General features: G+C 38.9%; 23 protein-coding genes. 22 read left to right on the plus strand and 1 reads right to left on the minus strand.

Annotation, left to right across the window (positions count from 1 at the left end; genetic code table 11):
- The first annotated feature begins 3 nt into the window (after positions 1 to 3).
- The 14 genes from mvk to CFS60_RS07410 all read left to right on the plus strand — a co-directional run bounded on the left by mvk (position 4) and on the right by CFS60_RS07410 (position 15,584).
- A complete protein-coding gene (gene mvk, locus CFS60_RS07340) occupies positions 4 to 972 on the plus strand; it encodes a mevalonate kinase (protein WP_088839035.1) in 969 nt (322 codons plus the stop codon).
- Positions 929 to 1,897 carry a diphosphomevalonate decarboxylase gene (gene mvaD / locus CFS60_RS07345; RefSeq protein ID WP_088816000.1) on the plus strand — a complete coding sequence of 323 codons (969 nt, stop codon included), beginning with the start codon at positions 929 to 931 and terminating at the stop codon, positions 1,895 to 1,897. The genes mvk and mvaD overlap by 44 nt, the downstream gene beginning before the upstream one ends.
- Positions 1,890 to 2,963: a phosphomevalonate kinase gene (locus CFS60_RS07350; protein ID WP_088810121.1), complete on the plus strand. Its 1,074-nt coding sequence runs from the start codon at positions 1,890 to 1,892 to the stop codon at positions 2,961 to 2,963. The genes mvaD and CFS60_RS07350 overlap by 8 nt, the downstream gene beginning before the upstream one ends.
- A gap of 270 nt (positions 2,964 to 3,233) precedes the next feature.
- Complete coding sequence (gene qoxA, locus CFS60_RS07355; RefSeq protein ID WP_088810182.1) at positions 3,234 to 4,337, plus strand: cytochrome aa3 quinol oxidase subunit II; 1,104 nt, start codon at positions 3,234 to 3,236, stop codon at positions 4,335 to 4,337.
- Positions 4,338 to 4,355: 18 nt separating this feature from the next.
- A complete protein-coding gene (gene qoxB / locus CFS60_RS07360) occupies positions 4,356 to 6,335 on the plus strand; it encodes a cytochrome aa3 quinol oxidase subunit I (protein WP_088810122.1) in 1,980 nt (659 codons plus the stop codon).
- Positions 6,323 to 6,934: a cytochrome aa3 quinol oxidase subunit III gene (qoxC, locus tag CFS60_RS07365; protein WP_088810123.1), complete on the plus strand. Its 612-nt coding sequence runs from the start codon at positions 6,323 to 6,325 to the stop codon at positions 6,932 to 6,934. The genes qoxB and qoxC overlap by 13 nt, the downstream gene beginning before the upstream one ends.
- A gap of 1 nt (position 6,935) precedes the next feature.
- A complete protein-coding gene (gene qoxD / locus CFS60_RS07370; protein WP_088810124.1) occupies positions 6,936 to 7,268 on the plus strand; it encodes a cytochrome aa3 quinol oxidase subunit IV in 333 nt (110 codons plus the stop codon).
- A 148-nt stretch (positions 7,269 to 7,416) separates the two neighbouring features.
- The gene (locus tag CFS60_RS07375; RefSeq protein ID WP_088810125.1) at positions 7,417 to 8,316 is read left to right on the plus strand and encodes a tyrosine-protein phosphatase; all 900 of its coding nucleotides are present in this window, start codon (positions 7,417 to 7,419) and stop codon (positions 8,314 to 8,316) included.
- 535 nt (positions 8,317 to 8,851) lie between these two features.
- Positions 8,852 to 10,285, plus strand: coding sequence for a 6-phospho-beta-glucosidase (locus tag CFS60_RS07385; protein ID WP_088815997.1), 1,434 nt, complete (start codon positions 8,852 to 8,854; stop codon positions 10,283 to 10,285).
- Positions 10,286 to 10,521: 236 nt separating this feature from the next.
- Complete coding sequence (locus tag CFS60_RS07390; RefSeq protein WP_088815996.1) at positions 10,522 to 12,429, plus strand: beta-glucoside-specific PTS transporter subunit IIABC; 1,908 nt, start codon at positions 10,522 to 10,524, stop codon at positions 12,427 to 12,429.
- Between the two features lie 40 nt (positions 12,430 to 12,469).
- On the plus strand, positions 12,470 to 13,270 hold the full coding sequence (locus CFS60_RS07395; RefSeq protein ID WP_088839036.1) for a histidine phosphatase family protein: 801 nt from the start codon (positions 12,470 to 12,472) through the stop codon (positions 13,268 to 13,270).
- 85 nt (positions 13,271 to 13,355) lie between these two features.
- Entirely contained in the window at positions 13,356 to 14,195 is an 840-nt protein-coding gene (locus CFS60_RS07400) for an LD-carboxypeptidase (RefSeq protein WP_088810130.1), read from the plus strand.
- Positions 14,196 to 14,265: 70 nt separating this feature from the next.
- On the plus strand, positions 14,266 to 14,601 hold the full coding sequence (locus CFS60_RS07405) for a DUF4064 domain-containing protein (protein ID WP_088810131.1): 336 nt from the start codon (positions 14,266 to 14,268) through the stop codon (positions 14,599 to 14,601).
- A gap of 323 nt (positions 14,602 to 14,924) precedes the next feature.
- Positions 14,925 to 15,584, plus strand: a complete 660-nt coding sequence (locus CFS60_RS07410) for a DedA family protein (protein WP_088810183.1) — start codon at positions 14,925 to 14,927, stop codon at positions 15,582 to 15,584.
- A 61-nt stretch (positions 15,585 to 15,645) separates the two neighbouring features.
- Here CFS60_RS07410 and CFS60_RS07415 read toward each other — a convergent pair whose 3' ends face one another.
- Positions 15,646 to 16,161, minus strand: coding sequence for a hypothetical protein (locus CFS60_RS07415; protein WP_088810132.1), 516 nt, complete (start codon positions 16,159 to 16,161; stop codon positions 15,646 to 15,648).
- 228 nt (positions 16,162 to 16,389) lie between these two features.
- On the opposite strand from CFS60_RS07415, the gene arcA reads away from it, so the two are divergent.
- The 8 genes from arcA to CFS60_RS07455 all read left to right on the plus strand — a co-directional run bounded on the left by arcA (position 16,390) and on the right by CFS60_RS07455 (position 22,260).
- A complete protein-coding gene (arcA, locus tag CFS60_RS07420) occupies positions 16,390 to 17,607 on the plus strand; it encodes an arginine deiminase (RefSeq protein WP_255387556.1) in 1,218 nt (405 codons plus the stop codon).
- A 168-nt stretch (positions 17,608 to 17,775) separates the two neighbouring features.
- A complete protein-coding gene (gene rpsF, locus CFS60_RS07425) occupies positions 17,776 to 18,069 on the plus strand; it encodes a 30S ribosomal protein S6 (protein WP_088810134.1) in 294 nt (97 codons plus the stop codon).
- 53 nt (positions 18,070 to 18,122) lie between these two features.
- Positions 18,123 to 18,647, plus strand: coding sequence for a single-stranded DNA-binding protein (gene ssb / locus CFS60_RS07430; RefSeq protein WP_088810135.1), 525 nt, complete (start codon positions 18,123 to 18,125; stop codon positions 18,645 to 18,647).
- 54 nt (positions 18,648 to 18,701) lie between these two features.
- Complete coding sequence (gene rpsR, locus CFS60_RS07435) at positions 18,702 to 18,941, plus strand: 30S ribosomal protein S18 (protein ID WP_036097540.1); 240 nt, start codon at positions 18,702 to 18,704, stop codon at positions 18,939 to 18,941.
- A 433-nt stretch (positions 18,942 to 19,374) separates the two neighbouring features.
- A complete protein-coding gene (locus tag CFS60_RS07440) occupies positions 19,375 to 19,989 on the plus strand; it encodes an accessory gene regulator B family protein (protein WP_088810136.1) in 615 nt (204 codons plus the stop codon).
- Positions 19,973 to 20,125 carry a cyclic lactone autoinducer peptide gene (locus CFS60_RS07445; RefSeq protein ID WP_088810137.1) on the plus strand — a complete coding sequence of 51 codons (153 nt, stop codon included), beginning with the start codon at positions 19,973 to 19,975 and terminating at the stop codon, positions 20,123 to 20,125. Before CFS60_RS07440 ends, CFS60_RS07445 begins: the two co-directional genes overlap by 17 nt.
- Positions 20,126 to 20,220: 95 nt before the next feature.
- Complete coding sequence (locus tag CFS60_RS07450; RefSeq protein WP_369821469.1) at positions 20,221 to 21,516, plus strand: sensor histidine kinase; 1,296 nt, start codon at positions 20,221 to 20,223, stop codon at positions 21,514 to 21,516.
- Positions 21,517 to 21,531: 15 nt separating this feature from the next.
- Positions 21,532 to 22,260 (plus strand): LytTR family DNA-binding domain-containing protein, encoded by a 729-nt coding sequence (locus CFS60_RS07455; RefSeq protein ID WP_088810139.1) that lies wholly within the window; start codon positions 21,532 to 21,534, stop codon positions 22,258 to 22,260.
- Positions 22,261 to 22,291: the final 31 nt, after the last annotated feature.

Here is a 22,291-nt window from a genome sequence, read left to right on the forward strand (position 1 = left end):
CGATTGGCGACTGGAAGTGCTACAGCAAAATTAATTTTATGTGGTGAACATGCTGTCGTTTACGGGGAACCAGCAATTTCAATCCCCTTCGCGCAAGCTGTCATTCAAACCGAAGTAATAAAAACTGAAAAAGAAACGAAATTTTCATCTGCTTTTTACACAGGTGATTTAAAAAATATGCCCGATTTTCTTGAGGGAATTAAACAAATGGTTGTCGCGATTTTGGACAAACTAGGCCAGACCCCTGTTTTAATTCGCGTTTTAAGTGAAGTACCAATCGGCCGAGGACTCGGCTCAAGCGCGGCCGTATCGACTAGCATCGCTCGCGCACTGTACGCCTACTTTGAGCAAACAATTTCCGACAGCGAATTGCTCGAACTGGTCAATCAATCAGAAAAAATCGCCCACGGGAATCCAAGTGGCGTGGACGCGGTCACAGTTGTAACGGGCAAACCAATTTGGTTTGAAAAAAACAAGACGCTCGAGCCACTTCATTTTGAAAAGAAAATCTATTTAGTGGTGGCAGATACTGGTATTCCTAGTGAAACGCGCTCTGCCGTAAGTGATGTCGGACGCTTATTGCAAGAAAATCCAAAAAAATATCGGCCATTTATTGCCGAACTTGGAAATATTTCCCGGGAAATAAGAGGGCAACTTGAAAATAATCCCGATTTGAAAATCATTGGGGCGGAGATGAACAAGGCGCAAAACCTTCTAGAACAGCTGACAGTGAGTGATTCGAGTCTGGAAAAATTAATCCGTGTCGCTCTACAAAACGGAGCTTTAGGTGCGAAGTTAACTGGCGGAGGCCGAGGCGGTTGCATGATTTCTTTAGTTGCGGGCGCAAAACAGGCGGAAAAAGTCGCGCAAGCTCTGAAAAATGCAGGCGCAGCACAAGAATGGATTTTTACGATTGGAGAAGGTAATCATGAAAGCAACAGCGATAGCTCACACGAATATAGCGCTCATTAAATATTGGGGCAAACGCGATGAAAAACTGATTTTACCCGCGAATAGTAGCTTATCGATTACTTTGGATAAATTTTATACCGAGACGACTGTGGAATGGCTAGAGGACGCAAAAAACGATTCGTTTAGCTTAAACGGCCAAGTGAAACAAGACGCGAAAGTGGCGCAATTTTTAAATGTGCTCCGTGCTGAATTTGATGTGCCTTACTTTGCAAAAATTGATTCGGTTAATCACGTTCCAACCGCCGCCGGACTCGCCTCATCCGCATCTGCATTTGCCGCTCTCGCAGTAGCGAGTTCAGCAGCGCTTGGTCGAAAAGATGACATGGCAAATTTATCTCGGCTCGCTAGGCGCGGTTCGGGTTCAGCGACCCGCTCATTATTTGGCGGCCTTGCGATTTGGCAAAAAGGCACACGTTCAGACGGCCGCGACTCGTTCGCAGTCCCATTTCATAGCAATTTAACGGAAAAAATTGCCGTTGTGGTGGCGGTTGTATCTGACGAAGAGAAAGCTATTTCAAGCCGCGATGGAATGAAGTCCACCGTTTTGACCTCGCCATTTTTTGGTGAATGGATTCAGACGGCGGAAGAAGATTTACGCAACATTAAAAACGCGTTTTTATCCGAAAATTTTGTAGAAGTTGGCGAAATTCTCGAACATAATGCAATGAAGATGCATGCGACAACTTTAGGCGCAAAGCCACCTTTCACATATTTCAGCTCTGTTTCAATTTCTGTCATGGAGGAAGTTCGAAAACTTCGTGCAGAAGGCATACCCGCTTATTTTACGATGGATGCTGGGCCCAATGTAAAGGTAATTTGTTTGCGAGAAAATGAAAATTTAGTAGCAGAGCGTATGCGAAAATTTGTTAAAGACGCTCATATTTGTCACGCTGGAGAGGGAGCAAAGGTGATTCGAGTTGACTAAAATTCAAGTGAAAGTTCCAGGAAAACTTTATATTGCGGGCGAATATGCGGTCGTGGAATCAGGTCACACGGCGGTTTTAACGGCTGTTGATAAATATATTACGCTGACGATTGAAGATGCTGCAAAAAACCAGCTGATTATTCCACATTACAATGATGCGGTTTCGTGGCCTCTAGGCGGGGAACTCAAAGCGGAGGGTGATCATTTTGCTTTTACAGCACTGGCAATTAATACGGCGACGGCTTATTTGAAAATCCGTAAAATCGCTCTTTCACCGATTAAAATTACAATTGAAACGGAACTTGTGAATGATGATGGTGTTAAATTTGGCTTAGGTTCTAGTGCTGCTGTTACAACGGCGATAATAACCGCTTTAATGGAAAAATTTGCGCCTGATACGGAAATGTTGACCAAGTTTAAAATGGCTGCCTTGTCGCACCTTGTTGTTCAAGGAAATGGTTCTTGTGGTGACATTGCATCGTGTTTATACGGCGGATTAATTGCGTACACGACATTTGATCAGGAGTGGGTCAAAATGCATTTGCCGTACAAATCACTCGCTTGGTTTTTGGCAAATCCATGGCCGAAATTAAAAATTGAAAGACTACCTAATTTTGAAATGCCATTTTTAGTAGGTTGGACGGGAAATCCAGTCAGCACCGGCCGTTTAGTTGCGGAAATCCAACTTTTCAAAGAAGAGCAACCCGAAAAATATGCTGATTTCCTATTTAAATCCGAAGAAGCTGTTCAAAAGTTTTTATTGGGTATTAAAGAGCAAGACGTGAAAATAATGTTTGCGGCGCTTCGAAAAAACCGCGAGATTTTGCAGAAACTTGGTAATAGCGCAGGTGTTAGCATTGAAACGAGCTTGCTTTCGGAGCTTGCTAATGTGGCGGAAAGTTTTTCGGGTGTAGGAAAATCTTCTGGTTCAGGTGGCGGCGATTGCGGGATTGCGCTCATTCCAAATCAAGATTTAGCAGCAGAAGTGACTGCAAATTGGGTGGAAGTAGGTATAAAGCCTCTGCCATTTCAAGTTGGCGAAGTTCAGATTAAAAGTGTGGAATAAGTAGACTTGTTTTAGGGAATATCCTAGTAGCAAGTCTCTTTTTTTGTAGTTTGTGAAAAAAATCATATGCCAAGTTTTTGAACAAACAAGAAAAATCAGCTATAATGTAAAGCGAGTATGGATTTAAAGTTTTTTAATTACTTTAAAAGTTTGTGATATATTTAGAATGTGAAACTTAAAAAGGGATTTGAAAACAATTTTTTAGAAGTTGTATTTTTGCGCAAAAATACACACAAAAAACACACATCAAATGGAAAAGAGGGGATTCGGGTGTCGAAGCTACTAAAATCATTCCTACTAACCACGCTAGTTGCTGCTGTTGGCGTACTTGGCGGTTGTGGTGATTTAACAGTACTAGATCCAAAAGGGCCTGTAGCAAAAGGTCAAAGCGATTTGATTTTGTATTCCATTATTTTTATGCTTATTATCGTTTTGACAATTTTTGTATTGTTTACGATTATTCTTTTTAAATATCGTGAACGTAAAAACCCAAAAAATTATGAGCCGGATATGCACGGTAGCAGAAAATTGGAGATTTTATGGACGTTAATTCCAGTTGTCATTGTTATTGCGCTAGCTATTCCGACTGTAAAAACAATTTATGCGGGTGAGGAAGCACCAAAAGTTACTTCTCATAAAGACCCTGTTGTTATTTATGCGACAAGCGTTGACTGGAAATGGCTCTTTAGTTATCCAGAGGAAAGTATCGAAACGGTAAACTACGTACATATTCCAACTGATCGTCCCGTTTTATTTAAACTAACGTCTGTTGATACAATGACGAGTTTCTGGGTGCCGCAACTTGGTGGTCAGAAATACGCGATGACAGGTATGACGATGAATCTTTATCTGCAAGCAGATGAAGAAGGAACGTTTAAAGGGAGAAATTCAAACTTTAACGGTGAAGGTTTCCACGAGCAACGCTTTAATGTGATTGCACAATCGGATGAGGATTTTGCGGCTTGGACTAAAAAAGCGCAGCAGTCACCGAAGCTGACGCAAGATGTTTACGATAAGCTTTTAATTCCAGGCGGTTCAAAAGAAAAAACATTCTCTGGAACACATTATGATTTTGTTGATCCAGCGGCCGATCCAGAATACGTTTTCTACGCGTATAAACGTTTTGGCTTTGAGCTAACAAATCCACATAATCCAAATGTAAAAGTGACTGTTTCAGATACACCATTATTACCGGCGCGTCCGGTGACGGTGACGAACCCACAATTTGAACGGCACAATATGGAACCGATGATTATTAAAAACGGTTCAGGTTATCATAAAGATAAGCATTATGATGACGAAATGAAGAAAATGGAAGACGATATTCAAACGAATGAATTTAATAAAAAAGAATCGGATGACGCGGGCGAATAAAAAAGGGGGCTTTTGAACATGAAATGGAATGAGTTTATCATCACTGGCGACCCTCTGATTTTAGGTGCACAAGTTTCAATTGCACTCGTCAGCATCGGGATTGTCGTGTTACTTACGTATACAAAAAAATGGAAATGGCTCTTTAAAGAGTGGATTTCATCAGTAGACCATAAACGAATCGGAATTATGTATCTACTGGCAGCTGTATTAATGTTTTTCCGGGGCGGCGTAGATGCGCTTATGATGCGTACACAACTCGCCTTACCAGGTATGGAATTTTTAGATGCACAGCACTACAATGAAGTTTTCACAACGCACGGAACAATTATGATTTTATTCATGGCAATGCCGTTCGTTATCGGGCTTATGAACATTGCCGTGCCGCTTCAAATCGGGGCGCGTGATGTGGCCTTCCCGTTCCTAAACAATTTGAGTTTTTGGACGTTCTTTATGGGCGCAATGCTGTTCAATTTGTCTTTCGTTATTGGTGGCTCACCAGACGCCGGTTGGACAAACTATGCGCCGCTTGCTGAAGAATTTAGTGCCGGTTACGGGATTAATTTCTATTTACTCGGGGTACAAATCGCGGGTATCGGTACGCTAATGACGGGGATTAACTTCTTCGTCACGATTATGCGAATGCGAACAAAAGGCATGACGCTAATGAAAATGCCAATGTTCACTTGGACAATTTTAATCACGAGTTTGATTATTATCTTTGCTTTCCCAGTTTTAACGGTGGCATTAGCACTAATGTCCTTTGACCGCCTATTCGGCACTGCCTTTTTCACGCTGGCAAACGGCGGACTTCCAATGATGTGGGCGAACCTGTTCTGGGTTTGGGGGCATCCGGAAGTTTACATCGTAATTTTGCCGGCATTCGGGATATTTTCAGAAGTTATTTCGACATTCTCGCGCAAAAAACTATTCGGCTATCCAGCGATGGTTGCGGCGGTTGTTGTTATATCCGTCTTAAGTTTCCTCGTTTGGGTCCATCACTTCTTTACAATGGGTTCAGGCGCACTCGTTAACTCGTTCTTCTCGATTACAACGATGATGATTGCCATTCCAACGGGTATTAAGATATTTAACTGGCTCTTTACGATGTATAAAGGTCAAATACGTTTTGACACGCCAATGCTTTGGTCGCTTGCGTTCATTCCAAACTTCGTTGTCGGCGGGGTAACTGGGGTTATGCTTGCGATGGCAGCGGCCGATTATCAGTATCACAATACGTATTTCCTAGTTTCTCACTTCCACTACGTATTAATTGCGGGTACGGTATTCTCCTGTTTTGCAGGTTTGATTTACTGGTATCCAAAAATGGTCGGGTACAGACTAAACGAGAAAATCGGAAAATGGTTCTTCTGGGTTTTCGTAGTAGGATTTAACGTATGTTTCTTCCCACAATATTTCTTAGGTCTTGACGGTATGCCGCGCCGCCTTTACACATACGTGCAAGGTGATGGCTGGACAACGTTAAACTTTATTTCCACAATCGGGGCATTCCTGATGGGGGCTGCGTTTCTTATTCTTTGCTGGAATATCGTTTACAGTTACAAACACTCTAAGCGGGAAGTTACTGGTGATCCGTGGGACGCTCGCACGCTCGAATGGGCGACAAGCTCTTCAGTTCCACCAAAATACAATTTCGCGATTCTACCAGAGTGGAATGATTTAGACGATTTCTACAACATGAAACAAAAAGGAAAATCTTACTTAGATAATAAAAATTATAAGCCGATTCATATGCCAAGTAATACAATGCTAGGCTTTATCATGTCTGTGTTCTTCTTTATCGCAGCGTTTGGTCTCGTGTTTTACTGGTACTGGCTAGGAATTCTCGGCGGATTAGGTGTTCTTGGCTGTATGGTTTATCGTTCGTTCCAAAAAGACGATGGCTATCACGTTGAAGTAGATGAAATTATTGCAACGGAAGAACATAATGCACGCGAACGTGAAACGGGCATAAAGGAGGGTAACCCATGGAATCTGTAAAAACGAATTCTTCGCTTCCATTAGAATATCAATCGGAGCAAGGCAGACTAAACATTTTAGGTTTTTGGATTTTCCTTGGCGCCGAAATAGCACTGTTTGCAACGCTATTCGCAACCTATTTCGTTATGTTTAAAGCTGGTTCTAATGCCGGGCACCCACCGTCCGAAATGTTTGAGCTACACCTCGTTTTAATCATGACGTTCTTGCTTCTTACGAGTAGTTTCACGTGTGGTCTTGCAATCGGCGAGATGCGTAAAGGCAATACGAAGATGTTAATGGTCTATTCGATTATTACACTTCTGCTTGGCGCAGGTTTTGTCGGCTTTGAAATTTATGAGTTTGCGCATTACGTGATGGAAGGTGTGACGATGAAAGTCGGTTCTTACTGGTCGGCATTCTTCGTTCTACTTGGGACTCACGGACTTCACGTAACAATTGGTCTGTTTTGGATTTCATTTATTTTGATTCAAATAAAAATGCGCGGTTTGACGCCACGTGCAGCATCAAAAGTATTCATTTCGAGCCTATATTGGCATTTCCTTGATGTTGTCTGGATTTTCATCTTCACGGGTGTCTACCTGTTAGGGATGGTGAACTAAAATGGCAGAAAATAAAAATACAAATAGCGCACATGTGGAAACGGGAGTTCCGTGGAAGCATATCATTGGCTTTATTTTATCCATCGTCCTTACACTTGTAGCGGTTTGGGTAGCACTTTACTCCACGCTCGACTACAGTGTAAAAGTCGTCATCATCTTCATCTTTGCCTTTATCCAAGCGGCACTGCAACTGCTCATGTTCATGCACATGACAGAAGGTCGCGACGGCAAAATTCAAGTCGGCAACATTCTCTTTGCAGCTTTCATCGCAATCGTAGTTGTGCTCGGCTCATATTGGGTCATGGAAATTGGGCACATGAATCATTTAATGTAAAGTAAAAACGTGCTTTCCTATTTCAGGAAAGTACGTTTTTTTTTGAGAAAACACATAAAATTCATAATTATTCACACGAAATTTACCTCTCCTTTATCGAAGCCTAAAAAAAGCACTTTATAATAGGCATTAGGAGGGGATTTTACATATGAAAAAATGGATGAAAGTTACTGGGATTTCAGTTGTTTCAGCAAGTTTGATACTCGCAGGGTGTCAGGCGAATGAAAATGCAAAGGCAGACAGTAAAAACGCTATTTCGGAGAAAAAAATAGTACCCGGCAAGCAAATTGCACTCGAAGGCGCTATTAATGTGCGAGACCTCGGGGGATACAAGACGGAGGACGGAAAAACCATAAAACCACACCGTTTAATTCGCTCGGCAGAACTCTATACCGTGACTGGAAATGATATCGATAAGCTGAAAAAAACGTACGACTTAAAACAAATTGTTGATTTTAGAACAAATAGTGAAGTGGAGAAAAAGCCAGATCCACCCATTCAAAACGTGAAAAATACACACGATTCTGTCATGAAGGATAACGGTGCATCCACAAGCACGGAAGATTTAATTAAGAGCCTAAGCACAATGGACAATCCAGAAAGCTTTTTAATCGAGGCAAATAAAAGCTTCGTGACGGACGAAAATTCACGAAAAGCGTACAAAGAGTTCTTTGATATTTTGCTCGAAAATGAAAAAGGCGCCGTTTTATGGCACTGTACCGCTGGAAAAGACAGAGCAGGATTTGGAACCGCCCTCGTTTTATCCGCCCTAGGTGTGCCAAAAGATACGGTGATGGAGGACTATTTATTATCCAACAAATATCGCGCGGACGAAAATGAAAAAGCCGTTCAAGCTGTCCTTGCAGAAACAAAAAACCAGCAAGCCGCAGACGGAATGAAAGCCGTCATGGATGTGCGCGAAAGCTACTTAAACGCTGCGTTTGATGAAATCGACAAAACATACGGCTCAATGGACGCGTTTTTAAAAGATGGTCTCGGGCTAACTAAAGAAGACATCACAAAATTGAAAAGTATGTATCTTAATTAGTATAATAATGATTTACAAATTTAGTTATATATGGTAAAAATGATTCAATTAGTGCAGGAGGCGTGACATTAGGTAGATAATTGAAATAACATATTTTTGTCTTATGAATGAACAAAATGAAAATGTTGAAGTAATGAAGAGTTTCATGAATACAGATTTTCAAGAAGAGTATTTGAAATTTTATGGAAAGAAAGTAGATATGAAACTATTTGCTATGGAAGACTCTATAGAGCCTTTTGTAGAAAATAAGAAAGTGTATACAGAATTGAAATTGCATGGTATTAAAAGCTTACCCATACTAATTGTTAACAATTAGCTTGTTGCCAAAGAACATTTTGCTTTAGTAAAAATATTACCAGAATATCTAGGAATAGGATTATCCATACAATCCGAGGAATAATAAAATGTAGGCTACCACAGCATTACGTGGTAGTTTTTTATTTATTTGAAAAATTTTTTATAAAAAAAGCTTGCTCTGTAATGCATTACATATTTTATAGTGAAGATGCAAATGAATTTTGAGAGGAGCTTCAACATGACAAATTTTAAATTTCCAGATAACTTTTTATGGGGCGGGGCAGTTGCTGCAAACCAATGTGAAGGCGCTTACTTAGAAGATGGTAAAGGCTTATCGCTTGTGGATTTACTTCCTTCTGTTGAAGAAGGTCGTTGGGACGCACTTGTTGACCCGCAAAAAACACTCGCTACAAAGTACAATTATTATCCGAGCCATGAATCAATTGATTTTTATCACCGCTACAAAGAAGATATTAAATTATTCGCCGAAATGGGCTTTAAATGTTTCCGGCTGTCCATTAGCTGGCCGCGAATTTTCCCGAATGGGGACGAAACGGCGCCAAATGAAAAAGGACTCGAATTTTATGATAAAGTTTTTGCCGAGTGTCATAAATACGGAATTGAACCAGTTGTCACAATTAATCATTTCGATACGCCAGTAGGCCTAATGAAAGACTATAATGGCTGGGCAAACCGCAAAACGATTGATTTCTATTTAAATTTCTGTGAAACGATTTTCAAACGCTATAAAGACCAAGTGAAATATTGGATGACATTTAACGAAATCAATATGATTCTACACATTCCAATGTTTGGCGGCGGCATGGACATTACAAACGCTGAAAATCCTGAAGAAATGAAATATCAAGCGATTCATCACCAACTTGTTGCTTCTGCTATGGCGACAAAATTAGGTCACGAAATCAATCCAGAAAACATGATAGGCTGTATGCTTGCGGCAGGTACAACTTACCCAAACACGCCAAATCCAAACGATATTTGGAAAGCGATGGAAGCTGACCGTGAAGGCTACTTCTTTGTTGACGTGCAGGCACGTGGCTATTATCCGAGCTACAGCAAGCGATTATTTAAACAAAAGAATATTCAGTTGAAAATGGAAGATGGCGATTTGGAAGTAATGCGCGACCATACAGTTGACTACGTAGCGTTTAGCTATTATTCTTCCCGCCTAACAAGCGCTGACCCGGAAGTGAATAAAGAAACTGAAGGTAACGTGTTTGCGACACTTAAAAACCCATACTTGAAAGCAAGCGAATGGGGCTGGCAAATTGATCCGCTTGGTCTACGCATTACGATGAATGCCATCTATGACCGCTACCAAAAACCTCTTTTCATCGTAGAAAATGGTCTTGGTGCTGTCGATAAAGTGGAAGCAGACGGTTCAATTAACGACGATTATCGTATCGATTACTTACGTGAACACGTTCGCGAAATGGGCGAAGCGATGGAAGACGGCGTAGAACTTCTAGGCTACACACCTTGGGGCTGTATCGACTTAGTCAGTGCAGGTTCCGGGGAAATGAAAAAACGCTACGGCTTCATCTACGTTGATCGCGACAATGAAGGAAAAGGCACTTTAAACCGCTCGAAGAAAAAGTCTTTTGACTGGTATAAAAAAGTGATTGAAACAAACGGTACTGATTTAGCTTAACGTTGTTTTGACGGGTCTAAACACGGTTTGTTTAGGCCTGTCAAAAAATTTTAAAAAAGGTATTGCAAACGCTTTCTATGTATGATATATTTAACTCATCACAAAGGATTGTTACCAATTCGTTGGGCAAAACCTAAGCTGATTTGAAGGATACGTGCAATTTGTGCGCAAAATCCTCAAATGAGTTTAGGTTTTTCTTTTTGCCCAAAACTATTTGAAGAAAGAAGGGGTCGGCTATGAAATATGAACAGTTAGCCAAAGATATTCTCGAAAATGTCGGGGGTACAGAAAACATTAATAGCGTGTTTCATTGTATTACACGTCTAAGATTTAAATTGAAAGATGAGAAAATTGCCAATACTGAAAAAATTAAATCGTTAGATGGCGTTGTTTCCGTTATTCAAAGTGGCGGACAATATCAAGTGGTTATCGGAAACCACGTGCCAGACGTTTATAAAGCAGTACTTGAAGTAGGCGGTATTAACCCAGAAGGTTCTAGTGAAGCAGATTCTGGTGGCGGAGGTAACATTTTTAACCGCTTTATCGATATGATTTCGGGTGTATTTACACCAGTACTAGGCGTATTAGCTGCAACAGGTATGATTAAAGGTTTCGCTGCTGCATTCTTAGCCTTCGGTTGGTTGACAGCAGATTCTGGAACATACCAGATTTTATATGCTATTGGAGATTGTCTATTCTACTTCTTCCCAATCTTCCTAGGTTACACAGCGAGTAAGAAATTTGGTGGAAATATATTCATCGGTATGGCCATCGGGGCTGCCCTTGTTTATCCAACATTAGCAGGTATCTTAACTGGAAAACCAGAATATGTGTTATTTGCGGGAACAATTTTTGAATCCCCAATTCATGTAACATTCTTAGGTATCCCAGTTATCTTGATGAGCTATGCTTCGTCTGTTATTCCAATTATTATTGCAACATGGTTCGCTTCTAAAGTTGAAAAAGTGGCGAAGAAAATTATTCCAGATGTTATTAAAACATTCATCGTACCATTTGTCACACTACTAATTGTTGTCCCACTTACATTCATGGTCATTGGACCAATTGCAACATGGGCAGGTAAATTGCTAGGTGCAGGTACCATTTGGATTTACGATTTAAGTCCAGTAATTGCAGGACTTATCCTAGGTGGATTCTGGCAAGTTTTTGTTATCTTCGGACTTCACTGGGGACTTATTCCAATCGCAATCAACAACTTAACACAATTACACTATGACCCAGTGTTAGCAATGTCATTTGGTGCATCTTTCGCACAAATTGGTGCCGTACTTGCAGTTATGATTAAAACTAAAAATCAAAAACTTAAATCACTAAGTGTTCCAGCATTTATTTCAGGAATTTTTGGTGTAACAGAGCCAGCGATTTATGGGGTTACGTTACCACTTAAAAAACCTTTCATCATGAGCTGTATCGGTGGTGCAGTCGGTGGTGCAATCATTGGCTTCTCAGAAGTTAAATCATACATTATGGGTGGACTTGGAATTTTCGGATTCCCGAACTTTATTAAACCAGGATCTCCTGTTGATAGTACAATGCTTGCGGCAATTATCGCAGTCGTTGTAGCATTCATCTTAGGTTTTATCTTAACGTATGTATTTGGTTTTAAAGATCCTGCAAATGCAGAAGCAACAACTGAAAATGTTCCACGTGAAACAGAAACATTGATTGAACGTGAAGTTCTAGTTAGCCCAATTGAAGGCGATGTTATCACTCTTGCAGAAGTAAAAGATGAAGCATTTTCATCTGGCGCACTTGGAAAAGGTGCAGCAGTTGTTCCTACAGAAGGTAAATTATACGCACCAGCAAGTGGAACTATAACAACGATTTTCCCTACAGGACATGCAGTTGGAATTACAACAGATGATGGTGGCGAAGTATTAATGCATGTTGGTATGGACACCGTACAATTAAATGGTGAGCATTTTACAACACACGTGAAACAAGGCGATCGTGTTGAAAAAGGACAACTTCTAACAGAATTTGATATTGCTAAAATTGTAGCGGCAGGCTATGATATTACAACACCAATCATTGTGACAAACTCAGAAAAATATTTAGATATCCTTGTCGTTGATGATAAAACAGTCAAAGTTGGCGATCGTTTAATCACATTAGTCATCTAGAACTTGCTACTTAATCAAAAACAAAAAGGAGTAATGTGGAATGAAAAAGCACATTTGGAAACTGTTGTTTGTTAGCTTAAGCTTACTGTTGCTCGCAGGTTGTGGCACAAAAGATGAAACTTCGAAAAAAGAAAGTGCTGAAAAAGCAGATGGCCCAGTTACACTTTATGTAACCCGTCACGGAAAAACAATGTTTAATACAGCTCACCGCGTTCAAGGCTGGTCGGATACTCCCCTCACAGAACCCGGCGTTGAAGTTGCCGAACAACTCGGTTCGGGCGTATCAGATATTGATTTTAAAGCAGCCTATTCAAGTGATTCTGGAAGAGCTAGAGAAACTGCAAGAATAGTTCTTGATACAAAAGGACAGAAAAAGCTAAATGTGCAGGAAAGTCCTAAATTACGAGAAGTTTGTTATGGTAGCTATGAGGGCGATTTAAATGAAAATATGTGGACAGATATTGCTAAAAATTTAGGTTATCCCTCACAGGAAACGATGATGCAAGATTTTGCAGCTGGCAAAGTAAATTTAGATCAAAGTTTAGCAGAAGTCGTTAAATTAGATAAAACTGGTAGCGCAGAAAGCTATGACGTTGTGAAAAAGCGCATGCAACAAGAACTTAAAACTATCGCGGAAGAAAATGCAAAAAATGGTGGTGGAAACGTGCTAGTTGTAAGCCACGGAATGGCTATCGGTGCGATGATTTCGGATATGACTGAAAACTACAAAGAGAAAGAACTTGAAAACGCCAGCGTCACAAAAATCACGTATGATAAAGGTAAATTTACAGTCGATTCCATAGGCGATATGAGTTACGTTGAGGCCGGTAAGAAAAAATAGCTAAAATTTAAAAGTGGAAACGTGCAAATAAAACGTGCGTTTCTGCTTTTTTTTGGATAAAATAGCTCGTATAGGGGGCGTTTCGATGATTTTAAAACGCGGAAGTAAAATTGGCGTGATTGCCTGTTCGAACGGACGGTTGTCTAGTAGCCGACTGGAATGGGAAGAGTTGTACAAAAAATTAGCAGGAAAATATGGTTTGGAAGTGGTGCAAGCAGATACAATTTACGCTCACGCGAATTCGATTTACAGTGGAAGTGCAGAGGAACGCGCAAATGAACTTCATAAACTTTATTTGAACAAAGAAATTGAAATGATTTTTGATATTTCAGGCGGTGACGTTGCGAATCAAATACTGCCTTTTTTAGATTTTAAATTGCTGTCTGAAAATCCAAAGCCATTTGTTGGCTACAGCGATTTAACGACCATTTTAAATGGTATTTATGCAGTGGCGGGGCAACCGGGAGTGCTGTTCCATCTGAACCATGATTTAAGCCAGTTTGAGCGTTGTTTTATGGAGGGTGAGCCGTCTGGTTTGGTTGGGGATTTCATTACGGGGGCGCCGAACCTTGCGGGGACTTTGATTGGCGGAAATATCCGCTGTTTTTTGAAGCTTGCTGGCACCAAATTTATGCCCGATTTTAAGCAAAAAATCATTTTGTTTGAAGCACTTAGCGGCAATGAGGCGAAAATGGCCACGTATATTGCCCAGTACGAGCAACTGGGCGCTTTTTCTCAGTGTAAAGGTCTTTTGCTAGGGCAGTTCACAGAAGCTGAAGAACAAGGCTTCCGTCCGCAAATTGACCGCCTATTCATTGAAGTGGGCGAAAAATATGGCATCCCCGTTTTCAAAACAAATCAAATTGGCCATTCGAGTGATGCCGTCCCAATTCCGATAGGCGCCGAAATTTTTATTGGAAAATGAAGGCGTTTTATTGCGAACCGCCTAGGAAGGTGGTAACATTAAGAAAAAGCATAAAAAGGAGAGTGACATAATGAAAGTAGAAGGATTGCTTGGCTTTTTGGGGGCAGCACTTGGTATCGCTTTTAGTTTAATGGTTTTGACCATTCCAGGGATTTCACAAGCGCTTGAAGAAGAATCTGTGGCTTTTTATATACTGACTAGCGGGGCATTAGTATTGTCTGCTATCGGTTTAGTTGGCTCATTCGTTGTGGCGCATAAACCGCGCATGGGCGGCGTTATGATGATTGCAGCAGCAATTGGTGGCACCATGTCCGTTTCGATGATGTTCCTAGTGCCTATCATGCTTTTAGCGCTGGGCGGTTTAATCGCACTTATTAATTATGAAGAAGCTTCAGCGGAAGCATAAAATAGACTGATGGCAAATGGTAAAGAATCACACCATCTGCCATCAGTCTATTTTTATGCGAAAAAATAACGTCTTGTGCCTGAAGACGTTATTTTAAATTATGAGAAATTTTTACAGTGACCAGTTTCCGCTGGTACATGTATAACATAACATAGTTCTTTTATGAAAGATGTAGCCATTTTTTGACAATTTGACGAATTTAATGACATTTTTGTGGGAATTTTTTTGTTAAAGTTTTGTTAAATCAATCGTAAGTTGGATAAATGAGTGTTAAATCTGTGATACAATGAATAAGATATTTTTATAAAGGAAGTGAATGCTTGGTGGATTTTATCTCGTGGTTATTTGATTTTATTCTACATATTGATGAACATTTAGTTGAAATTATTAATACGTTTGGAATTTGGACGTACGTAATCTTATTCCTCATCGTATTTATTGAAACTGGACTGGTTATTTTTCCGTTCTTACCGGGAGATTCTCTCTTATTTGCTGGCGGCGCGCTAGCGGTTTTAGACGGATCAATTTTAAAGATTGTTCCGCTTATTATAGTTTTATGGGTCGCAGCAGTACTTGGGGATACCGTCAATTACCATATTGGTAGAAAAATTGGAACGAGTATACCAGAAGATAGTTGGTTTGGAAAAATCATTAATCGGGAGAAAATGGAAAAAGCCGAAGCATTTTTTAATAAACACGGCGGAAAAACAATTTTCATTGCTCGTTTTATGCCATTTATCCGCACGTTCGCACCATTTGTAGCAGGTGCCAGCCGAATGAATTACCGTTATTTCTTAAATTATAACCTACTAGGCGCAACCGTTTGGGTACTTCTGTGTACACTTGCCGGTTATTTCTTTGGGAACATCCCAATCGTCAAAGAGAATTTCTCTATCGTTGTTTTAGGTATCATTTTCGTATCGGTCATTCCAATGTTCGTATCATTTTTTCAAGCGAAATTTGGCAAGAAAAAGAGTAATTAAAAAAAGCGAAAACAATTGAAGTCCTTTAGTCTAGAGGCTTTTCTTGTTTTCGCTTTTTTGTTTAAGTATTTAAGTGGATCGTTAGTGGAATATCAGTAAGTGAAGCGACTGTTTCATTATTTTTATTTTTAAAATGGAGTTCCAAAGAAGGGTGCGTATTTTCCAAAAAACGAGAAATATCAGTAGTACGCGCATTCGTCGGAACCGTAAATGAAATTTCGAATGAGTACAGATCCGTGTAAGCCACTTGATTGTTTGCAATCGGAATAACATTTGTCGGCAAGCTCATCACATCGCGAAATTGGTCCTCAAAAGCAACCGATAAACTAAAATTCTCAACATTTTTAAGCTGTTTGTTTAAAATCGGGCTGAGTGACATCGGTAAACAAATTTTTAACTCGGACTGTTTGAATTCCGCTTGAGCCGAATGAATATCAATATGATCTTTTGAAAGCAATTGCGCGATTTTCTCGATGGAATAGGTTTGTTTTTTAGTCGTAGAAGATGGAATTAAAATAACAACAGCGCATAAAACATAGATGCATAATAAAAGAGTAATTAAGTACTTATTTTTCAACATATGGCCTCCTAAAAAGGTCTATGTTAAATTTTATCATAAAATAACAAAGACGACGCTTTCTTTTTAAAAAATTAAATAAAGTAATGTATATCGAAAAACGCTTTGTACCAGTGGTTAAATTGATATTTCATGCATTTTTCTTATAAAAAAGTTAAATTTTATACATAAAATTGACATAAAGTGTTCACATTTTAGGGAAGAGGGTATGAATAGAAGGAGGATGTGATAAAGATGAAACTAGGAATCAATTCGGAAATTGGGACTCTTAAACAAGTGGTGGTCAAACGGCCTGGGCGGGAACTGGAAAATTTAACGCCGCAATTTTTACATGAATTATTGTTTGATGATATTCCTTTTTTGCCTGCGATACAAAAAGAACATGACTTTTTTGTCAACGTGTTGCGGGAAAATGGCGCGGAAGTTTTTTACTTAGAAAATTTGCTAGAGGAAGCGATTTTGGCGAGCGATACGCGCGCAATTTTTATTCGCGACACTGTTAAAGAAGCCGGACAGTTTGGCGAAAATGCCCAACATCTTGAATCTTTTTTGAATGATTTTGAGACTGCAGAACTTATTCAAAAAGTGATGACGGGGCTTAGGAAAACGGAGGTTCCAAAACGGCGCCTAGCGCGGCTTGACGAAATGCTTGAACATCGGGATCCTTTTTATTTGGCACCGCTGCCGAACCTTTATTTTACGCGCGATCCGGCAGCTGTAATTGGCAATGGTCTTTCCATAAACCAAATGAGTCAGCCCGCAAGAAAGCGGGAATCCTATTTTATGAAGTTCATCGCCACACATCACCCCGCTTTTTTTAAAGAAAACGCCCCTATTTGGTTTGACCGTGATAACCGATATGCACTTGAGGGCGGCGATGAAATTGTGCTGTCTGAAAAAGCGATTGCGGTGGGAATTTCCGAGCGAACGGATCCGCGAGCTATTCAAATGCTCGCGACAAATTTATTTCAGAAACATCAAGGCATCCGGCAAGTCATCGCGTTTGAACTCCCCAAAGAGCGCGCCTTCATGCATCTAGACACCGTATTTACAATGGTCGCGAAAAACCAATTCATCGTCCATCCAAGCGTCATCTCAAGTGAACTCAAGTTGTTCATCATGGAGTGGGACAAACGCCTAGCAGACATTAAAATTACAACATCTAGCAATATAAAAGCCGTTTTGAGCGAAGCCTTAAACGAACCTGAAATTGACTTGATTCCTTGCGGCGGAAGTGATCCCATCAACTCTGACCGCGAGCAGTGGAACGACGGGGCCAACACGCTTGCAATAAAACCGGGGGAAGTTGTTACATATAACCGCAACCAAGTTTCCAATGAACTTTTGAAGCGCCACGGAATTAAAGTTCATGAAATTATCAGTTCTGAGCTTTCGCGTGGTCGGGGTGGCCCGAGATGTATGACAATGCCACTTTACCGGACATAGGAAAACGATTTTGCATAAATTTATTGATGCAAGTTTCGCACTATGGTATAATACTTTATTGTGAGTAATTATAAATTATTCCTTGCTCGTTTCTAAATGCATTTGCTATTTAGAGATAGGACAATTTGTCTTATTAGAGCCGCTAAGACCACAAGGAGGTGTAAAAAGATGGCTAGAAAATACGAAATTAACTACATCATTCGTCCGAACATTGAAGAAGATGAAAAGAAAGCGTTAGTAGAACGTTTTGACGGAATCTTAACAAGCAATGGTGCGGAGATCATCGAATCAAAAGAATGGGGTAAACGTCGCTTGGCTTATGAAATCCAAGACTTCCGTGATGGATTTTACCACATCGTCAAAATTTCTGCTGAAAACGCTGATTCTATCAATGAATTTGATCGTTTAGTAAAAATTTCTGATGATATCATTCGTCATATTATCGTTAAAGAAGAAGAATAAAAGCTAATTCAAGAAATTTCTTGATTTATTAAATGAGAGGAGGCTTTTTCTAGATGATGAACCGTGTCATTTTAGTAGGACGTTTAACTAAAGATCCTGAACTTCGCTACACTCCTTCTGGTGTTGCCGTTGCGACTTTTACACTTGCTGTAAATCGCACATTTACAAACCAACAAGGGGAACGTGAAGCAGATTTCATCAATTGTGTTGTTTGGAGAAAACCCGCTGAAAACGTAGCAAATTTCCTGAAAAAAGGAAGTCTTGCTGGTGTTGACGGTCGCGTTCAAACACGTAATTATGAAGGCCAAGATGGAAAACGTGTCTATGTAACCGAAGTCGTTGCTGAAAGTGTCCAATTCTTAGAGCCACGTAATGCAAATAGTGGCGGTGGAAATGGCTACCAAAGTAATAACGGTGGTGGTAATAACAATACTAACAGCTATAATCAGGAACCTGCTGGCGGTGGTTACAATCAGAATCAGCAATCTCAATCTCAAGGTTATCAGCAAACAAACAATGATCCTTTTGCTAGCGACGGAAAACCAATCGACATTTCGGATGACGATTTGCCGTTCTAAACCGGATTTGCTTGCTTAACCAAAACACTTGGATAGAGAATAGGAGGAGAAATTATGGCTGGAGGACGCAGAGGCGGACGTCGTCGTAAAAAAGTATGTTATTTTACGGCTAACGGCATTACGCACATTGACTATAAAGATGTAGAATTACTAAAAAAATTCATCTCTGAACGTGGTAAAATCTTACCTCGTCGTGTAACTGGAACAAGCGCTAAATATCAACGTAAATTAACTGTTGCTATCAAACGCGCTCGTCAAATGGCATTACTACCATTTGTTGCAGAAGAAAAATAAATTATAACTAAAAGCCCCTTTTTAAAGGGGCTTTTAGCTTATAGAAAAACACAAAACAAAACGTAATCCCACTATATTCAGACGGATGACAAATGGTGAGATTCTAGGCAAAGCCGAGTACCGCACCAGAGCGTACTTGAGTACGTGAGGAGCGGAACGGAGGCTTTAACAACGAAGATTGCTGTTTGTCATCCGTCTGAGCCCCTTTTTAAAGGGGCTTTTTTATAGGTGATTAAACTTGTATTTTTCAGATTAATTAAGCCTAAAAACCCTATAATAATGTCATAATACCCATTTTAAAATTCTGTCAATTACACAAAAAATGGAGAAAAAAACTTGATTTTGGTTATTTAGGACTAAAAACGGACATTTCAGGGCATTTTTCGTTTTGACTATTAATTTAGAGGTAAAATAATAGACGGAGGTGAAAATATTGAGTAGTGCAACAGAACAAATTACACTGACAGAAAAATTAGCAGATAAACTAATTTCAAAAGAGCGTTTTCAAAATGATGAAGAAACGTATTTGAAAGTGAAGTACGGCGTAGAAGTTATTTTAATCAACGTATTTAAAATTTCTTTTGTCTACATACTTGCTTTACTGATTGGGGTGTTTTGGGAAACCTTAATTACACATCTAGCTTTTATAGTTTTAAGAAGATATTCTTTTGGACTTCATGCGATTAAAAGCTGGAACTGTACAATTACAAGCCTTTTGATGTTTGTTTTAGGACCATTTGTATTTCAATCCGTTCAGTCTAATAATATAGCTGTCATAGTTGTGTTTGCTTTTGTTCTTATCAATATGTTTCATTATGCTCCGTCTGACACAGAAAGTCTGCCTCTTATTGGTTCAGGAGAAAGAAAAATCTTAAAAAGAAAAGCAATGGTATGTACATTAGTATTGTTTTTAATAACATTACTTGTACCTTTTGCAGAGATGAAAACACTAATCATGTTGGGGTCAGTCTATCAAGTCATTTCGATTCATCCATTAATGTATAAACTATTAAACAGGAGGTACAAGAATTATGAAAGCTATGAGTAAAAAAATGGGTAATTTTATTGGACGTAAACTAGAGGATCAAGGATTGAAGATTGCAAATACTTCAATGAGAAAATCTTGTTTTGGTGTTACTTATGAGCCGAAAAATCCGATGCTAAAAACGTTAGAAAAAAAATAAAAATTTAGTTACCTTGCTATAGTATTCTGATAAAAAAATATGATAGAATTAATATGAAAGTAAAACAACTTTGGGGGCTAGTCATGAATCCACAAATCATATTGTTTGTTGCCATATTAATTCAAAATATAGGATTTTTTATTGTAATACAAATACTAACGGGACGACTATTAAAATGGAAAGAGGGATTAATCACCTTAGCCTGTGCTATAGCGGTTATCCCTCTTTTTCCAATGATTACTTATTGGTTAAACTTAGTTACCATTGGTATTTTTACTATAGCATTATTATATAAAAAACAGTCTGTATTCTTTGCTGTAACAATTCCCTCGATTACATTTATTATATCAATAATGTGTGATTATATATTAAATCCGTTATTATGGTCAGCTTTTAATATTCAAGTTGGAGATATTTCAAGTGATTTGAGATACACTATACTTTATGCTATCGCCATGATGCTGTTTGCTTGTTTAATCGCATTTGTTTTGAAAAAAGTGATTGATAAATGGAGCGTATATACATATTTAAATCAACGAAAATATGGTTTTATGATTCTTGCAGTTGTGCTTCTTACTTTGCTTATTTATCATTTGAATATATTTTTCAGTGCGGCGGATGGTTTTATTCAAGAAATTGTACGCCTAAATACAGTTATTTTTCTTGTTTACTTTCTTACATTAATTGGTATTTTGTATATGGTACTTCAATCAGCTATACAAGAAATCAAGATGAAGACGCAGCAAGAGCAATTTGAACAGTTGCAAGAATACACAACAACTCTAGAAAGTTTGCATAAGGAAATGCGTATTTTTCGTCATGATTATATTAATATACTTTCAAGTATGGCGGGATACATGGAAAAAGATGATATAGAAGGATTAAAGAAGTTCTTTTCAGAAAATATCGTCCCAATCAACCAAACGATGATTTCAAATAACCATAAAATATCATTACTTCAAAACATTCATGTAATGGAGCTAAAAGGGCTTATTGCCATTAAACTAATAAGAGCGCAAGAACTTAAAATTGATGCGATTGTTGAAGTAGTAGAAGAAATTGATAAGATTAATATGCCGAGTATCGATTTATGTAAAATTGTTGGGATTTTGCTAGATAATGCCGTAGAGGCTGCTGCAGAAAGTAAAGATCCTTTCATTCGTTTGGCTGTTGTGAAACGGGAAGACTCTGTATTAATTGTTTTTGCCAATAGCATACCGGAAAACATGCCGCCTGTGTATAAAATATTTGAAGAAGGCTTTTCAACTAAAGGTGATGCTCGAGGATTAGGTTTAGCCAGTTTAAGAGAAACAATTCAAAAATATTCAAACGTCACATTAGCTACAAAACTGATGGATAGAGAGTTTATTCAAGAGTTAGAAATCATATAGGAAAAGGGGATATATATGTTACCGATCTTTATATGTGAAGATAATAGAATTCAGCGGGAACGACTAACGAAGTATATAGAAGATTTTATTATGCTAGAACATTTTGATATGGAAATTGTTTTTTCTTCTGGTAATCCTTATGAAGTTTTGGAAGAGATTGAAAAATCTGCAGGGATGGGACTTTATTTTTTAGATATTGATTTGCAACAACCCGATTTAAATGGTTTTGAATTAGCAAAGAAAATTAGAGAAAAAGATGCACGTGGGTTTATTATTTTTATCACAACGCATGCAGAACTAACCTATCTAACTTTTACTTATAAAGTGGAAGCGTTAGATTATATCATTAAAGATAATGTGAAAGAAGTTCAGGAACGTGTTCATGAATGTTTGCGGAGTGTGCAACAGCGGATGTTAGATGAGCGCGAGCCAGACAAATATTTTACTTTTAGATTAACGGATAAAAAAGTAATTCACGAGAAGCAAGATGATATTTTGTTTTTTGAAACGTCTACGAAAAGCCATAAAATTGTTTTGCATGGCAAAAATCGGCAAATCGAGTTTTATGCCAAGATGAAAGATGTCGAGAAAATATTAGATGAACCGTTTTATCGTTGCCACCGCTCATTTTTAGTTAATAAAAATAATATTAATGAAGTGGATAAAGCTACAGGCGAGCTGACAATGACTAATGGCGAAATTTGTATGGCATCAAGTAAGTTAATAAGAGGAATGAAACTATAGAGGTCAAATCCGTATGAAAAGTCGGATTGAC

Origin of the sequence: Listeria sp. ILCC792, from assembly GCF_900186135.1 — a bacterium.
Classification (GTDB): domain Bacteria; phylum Bacillota; class Bacilli; order Lactobacillales; family Listeriaceae; genus Listeria; species Listeria goaensis.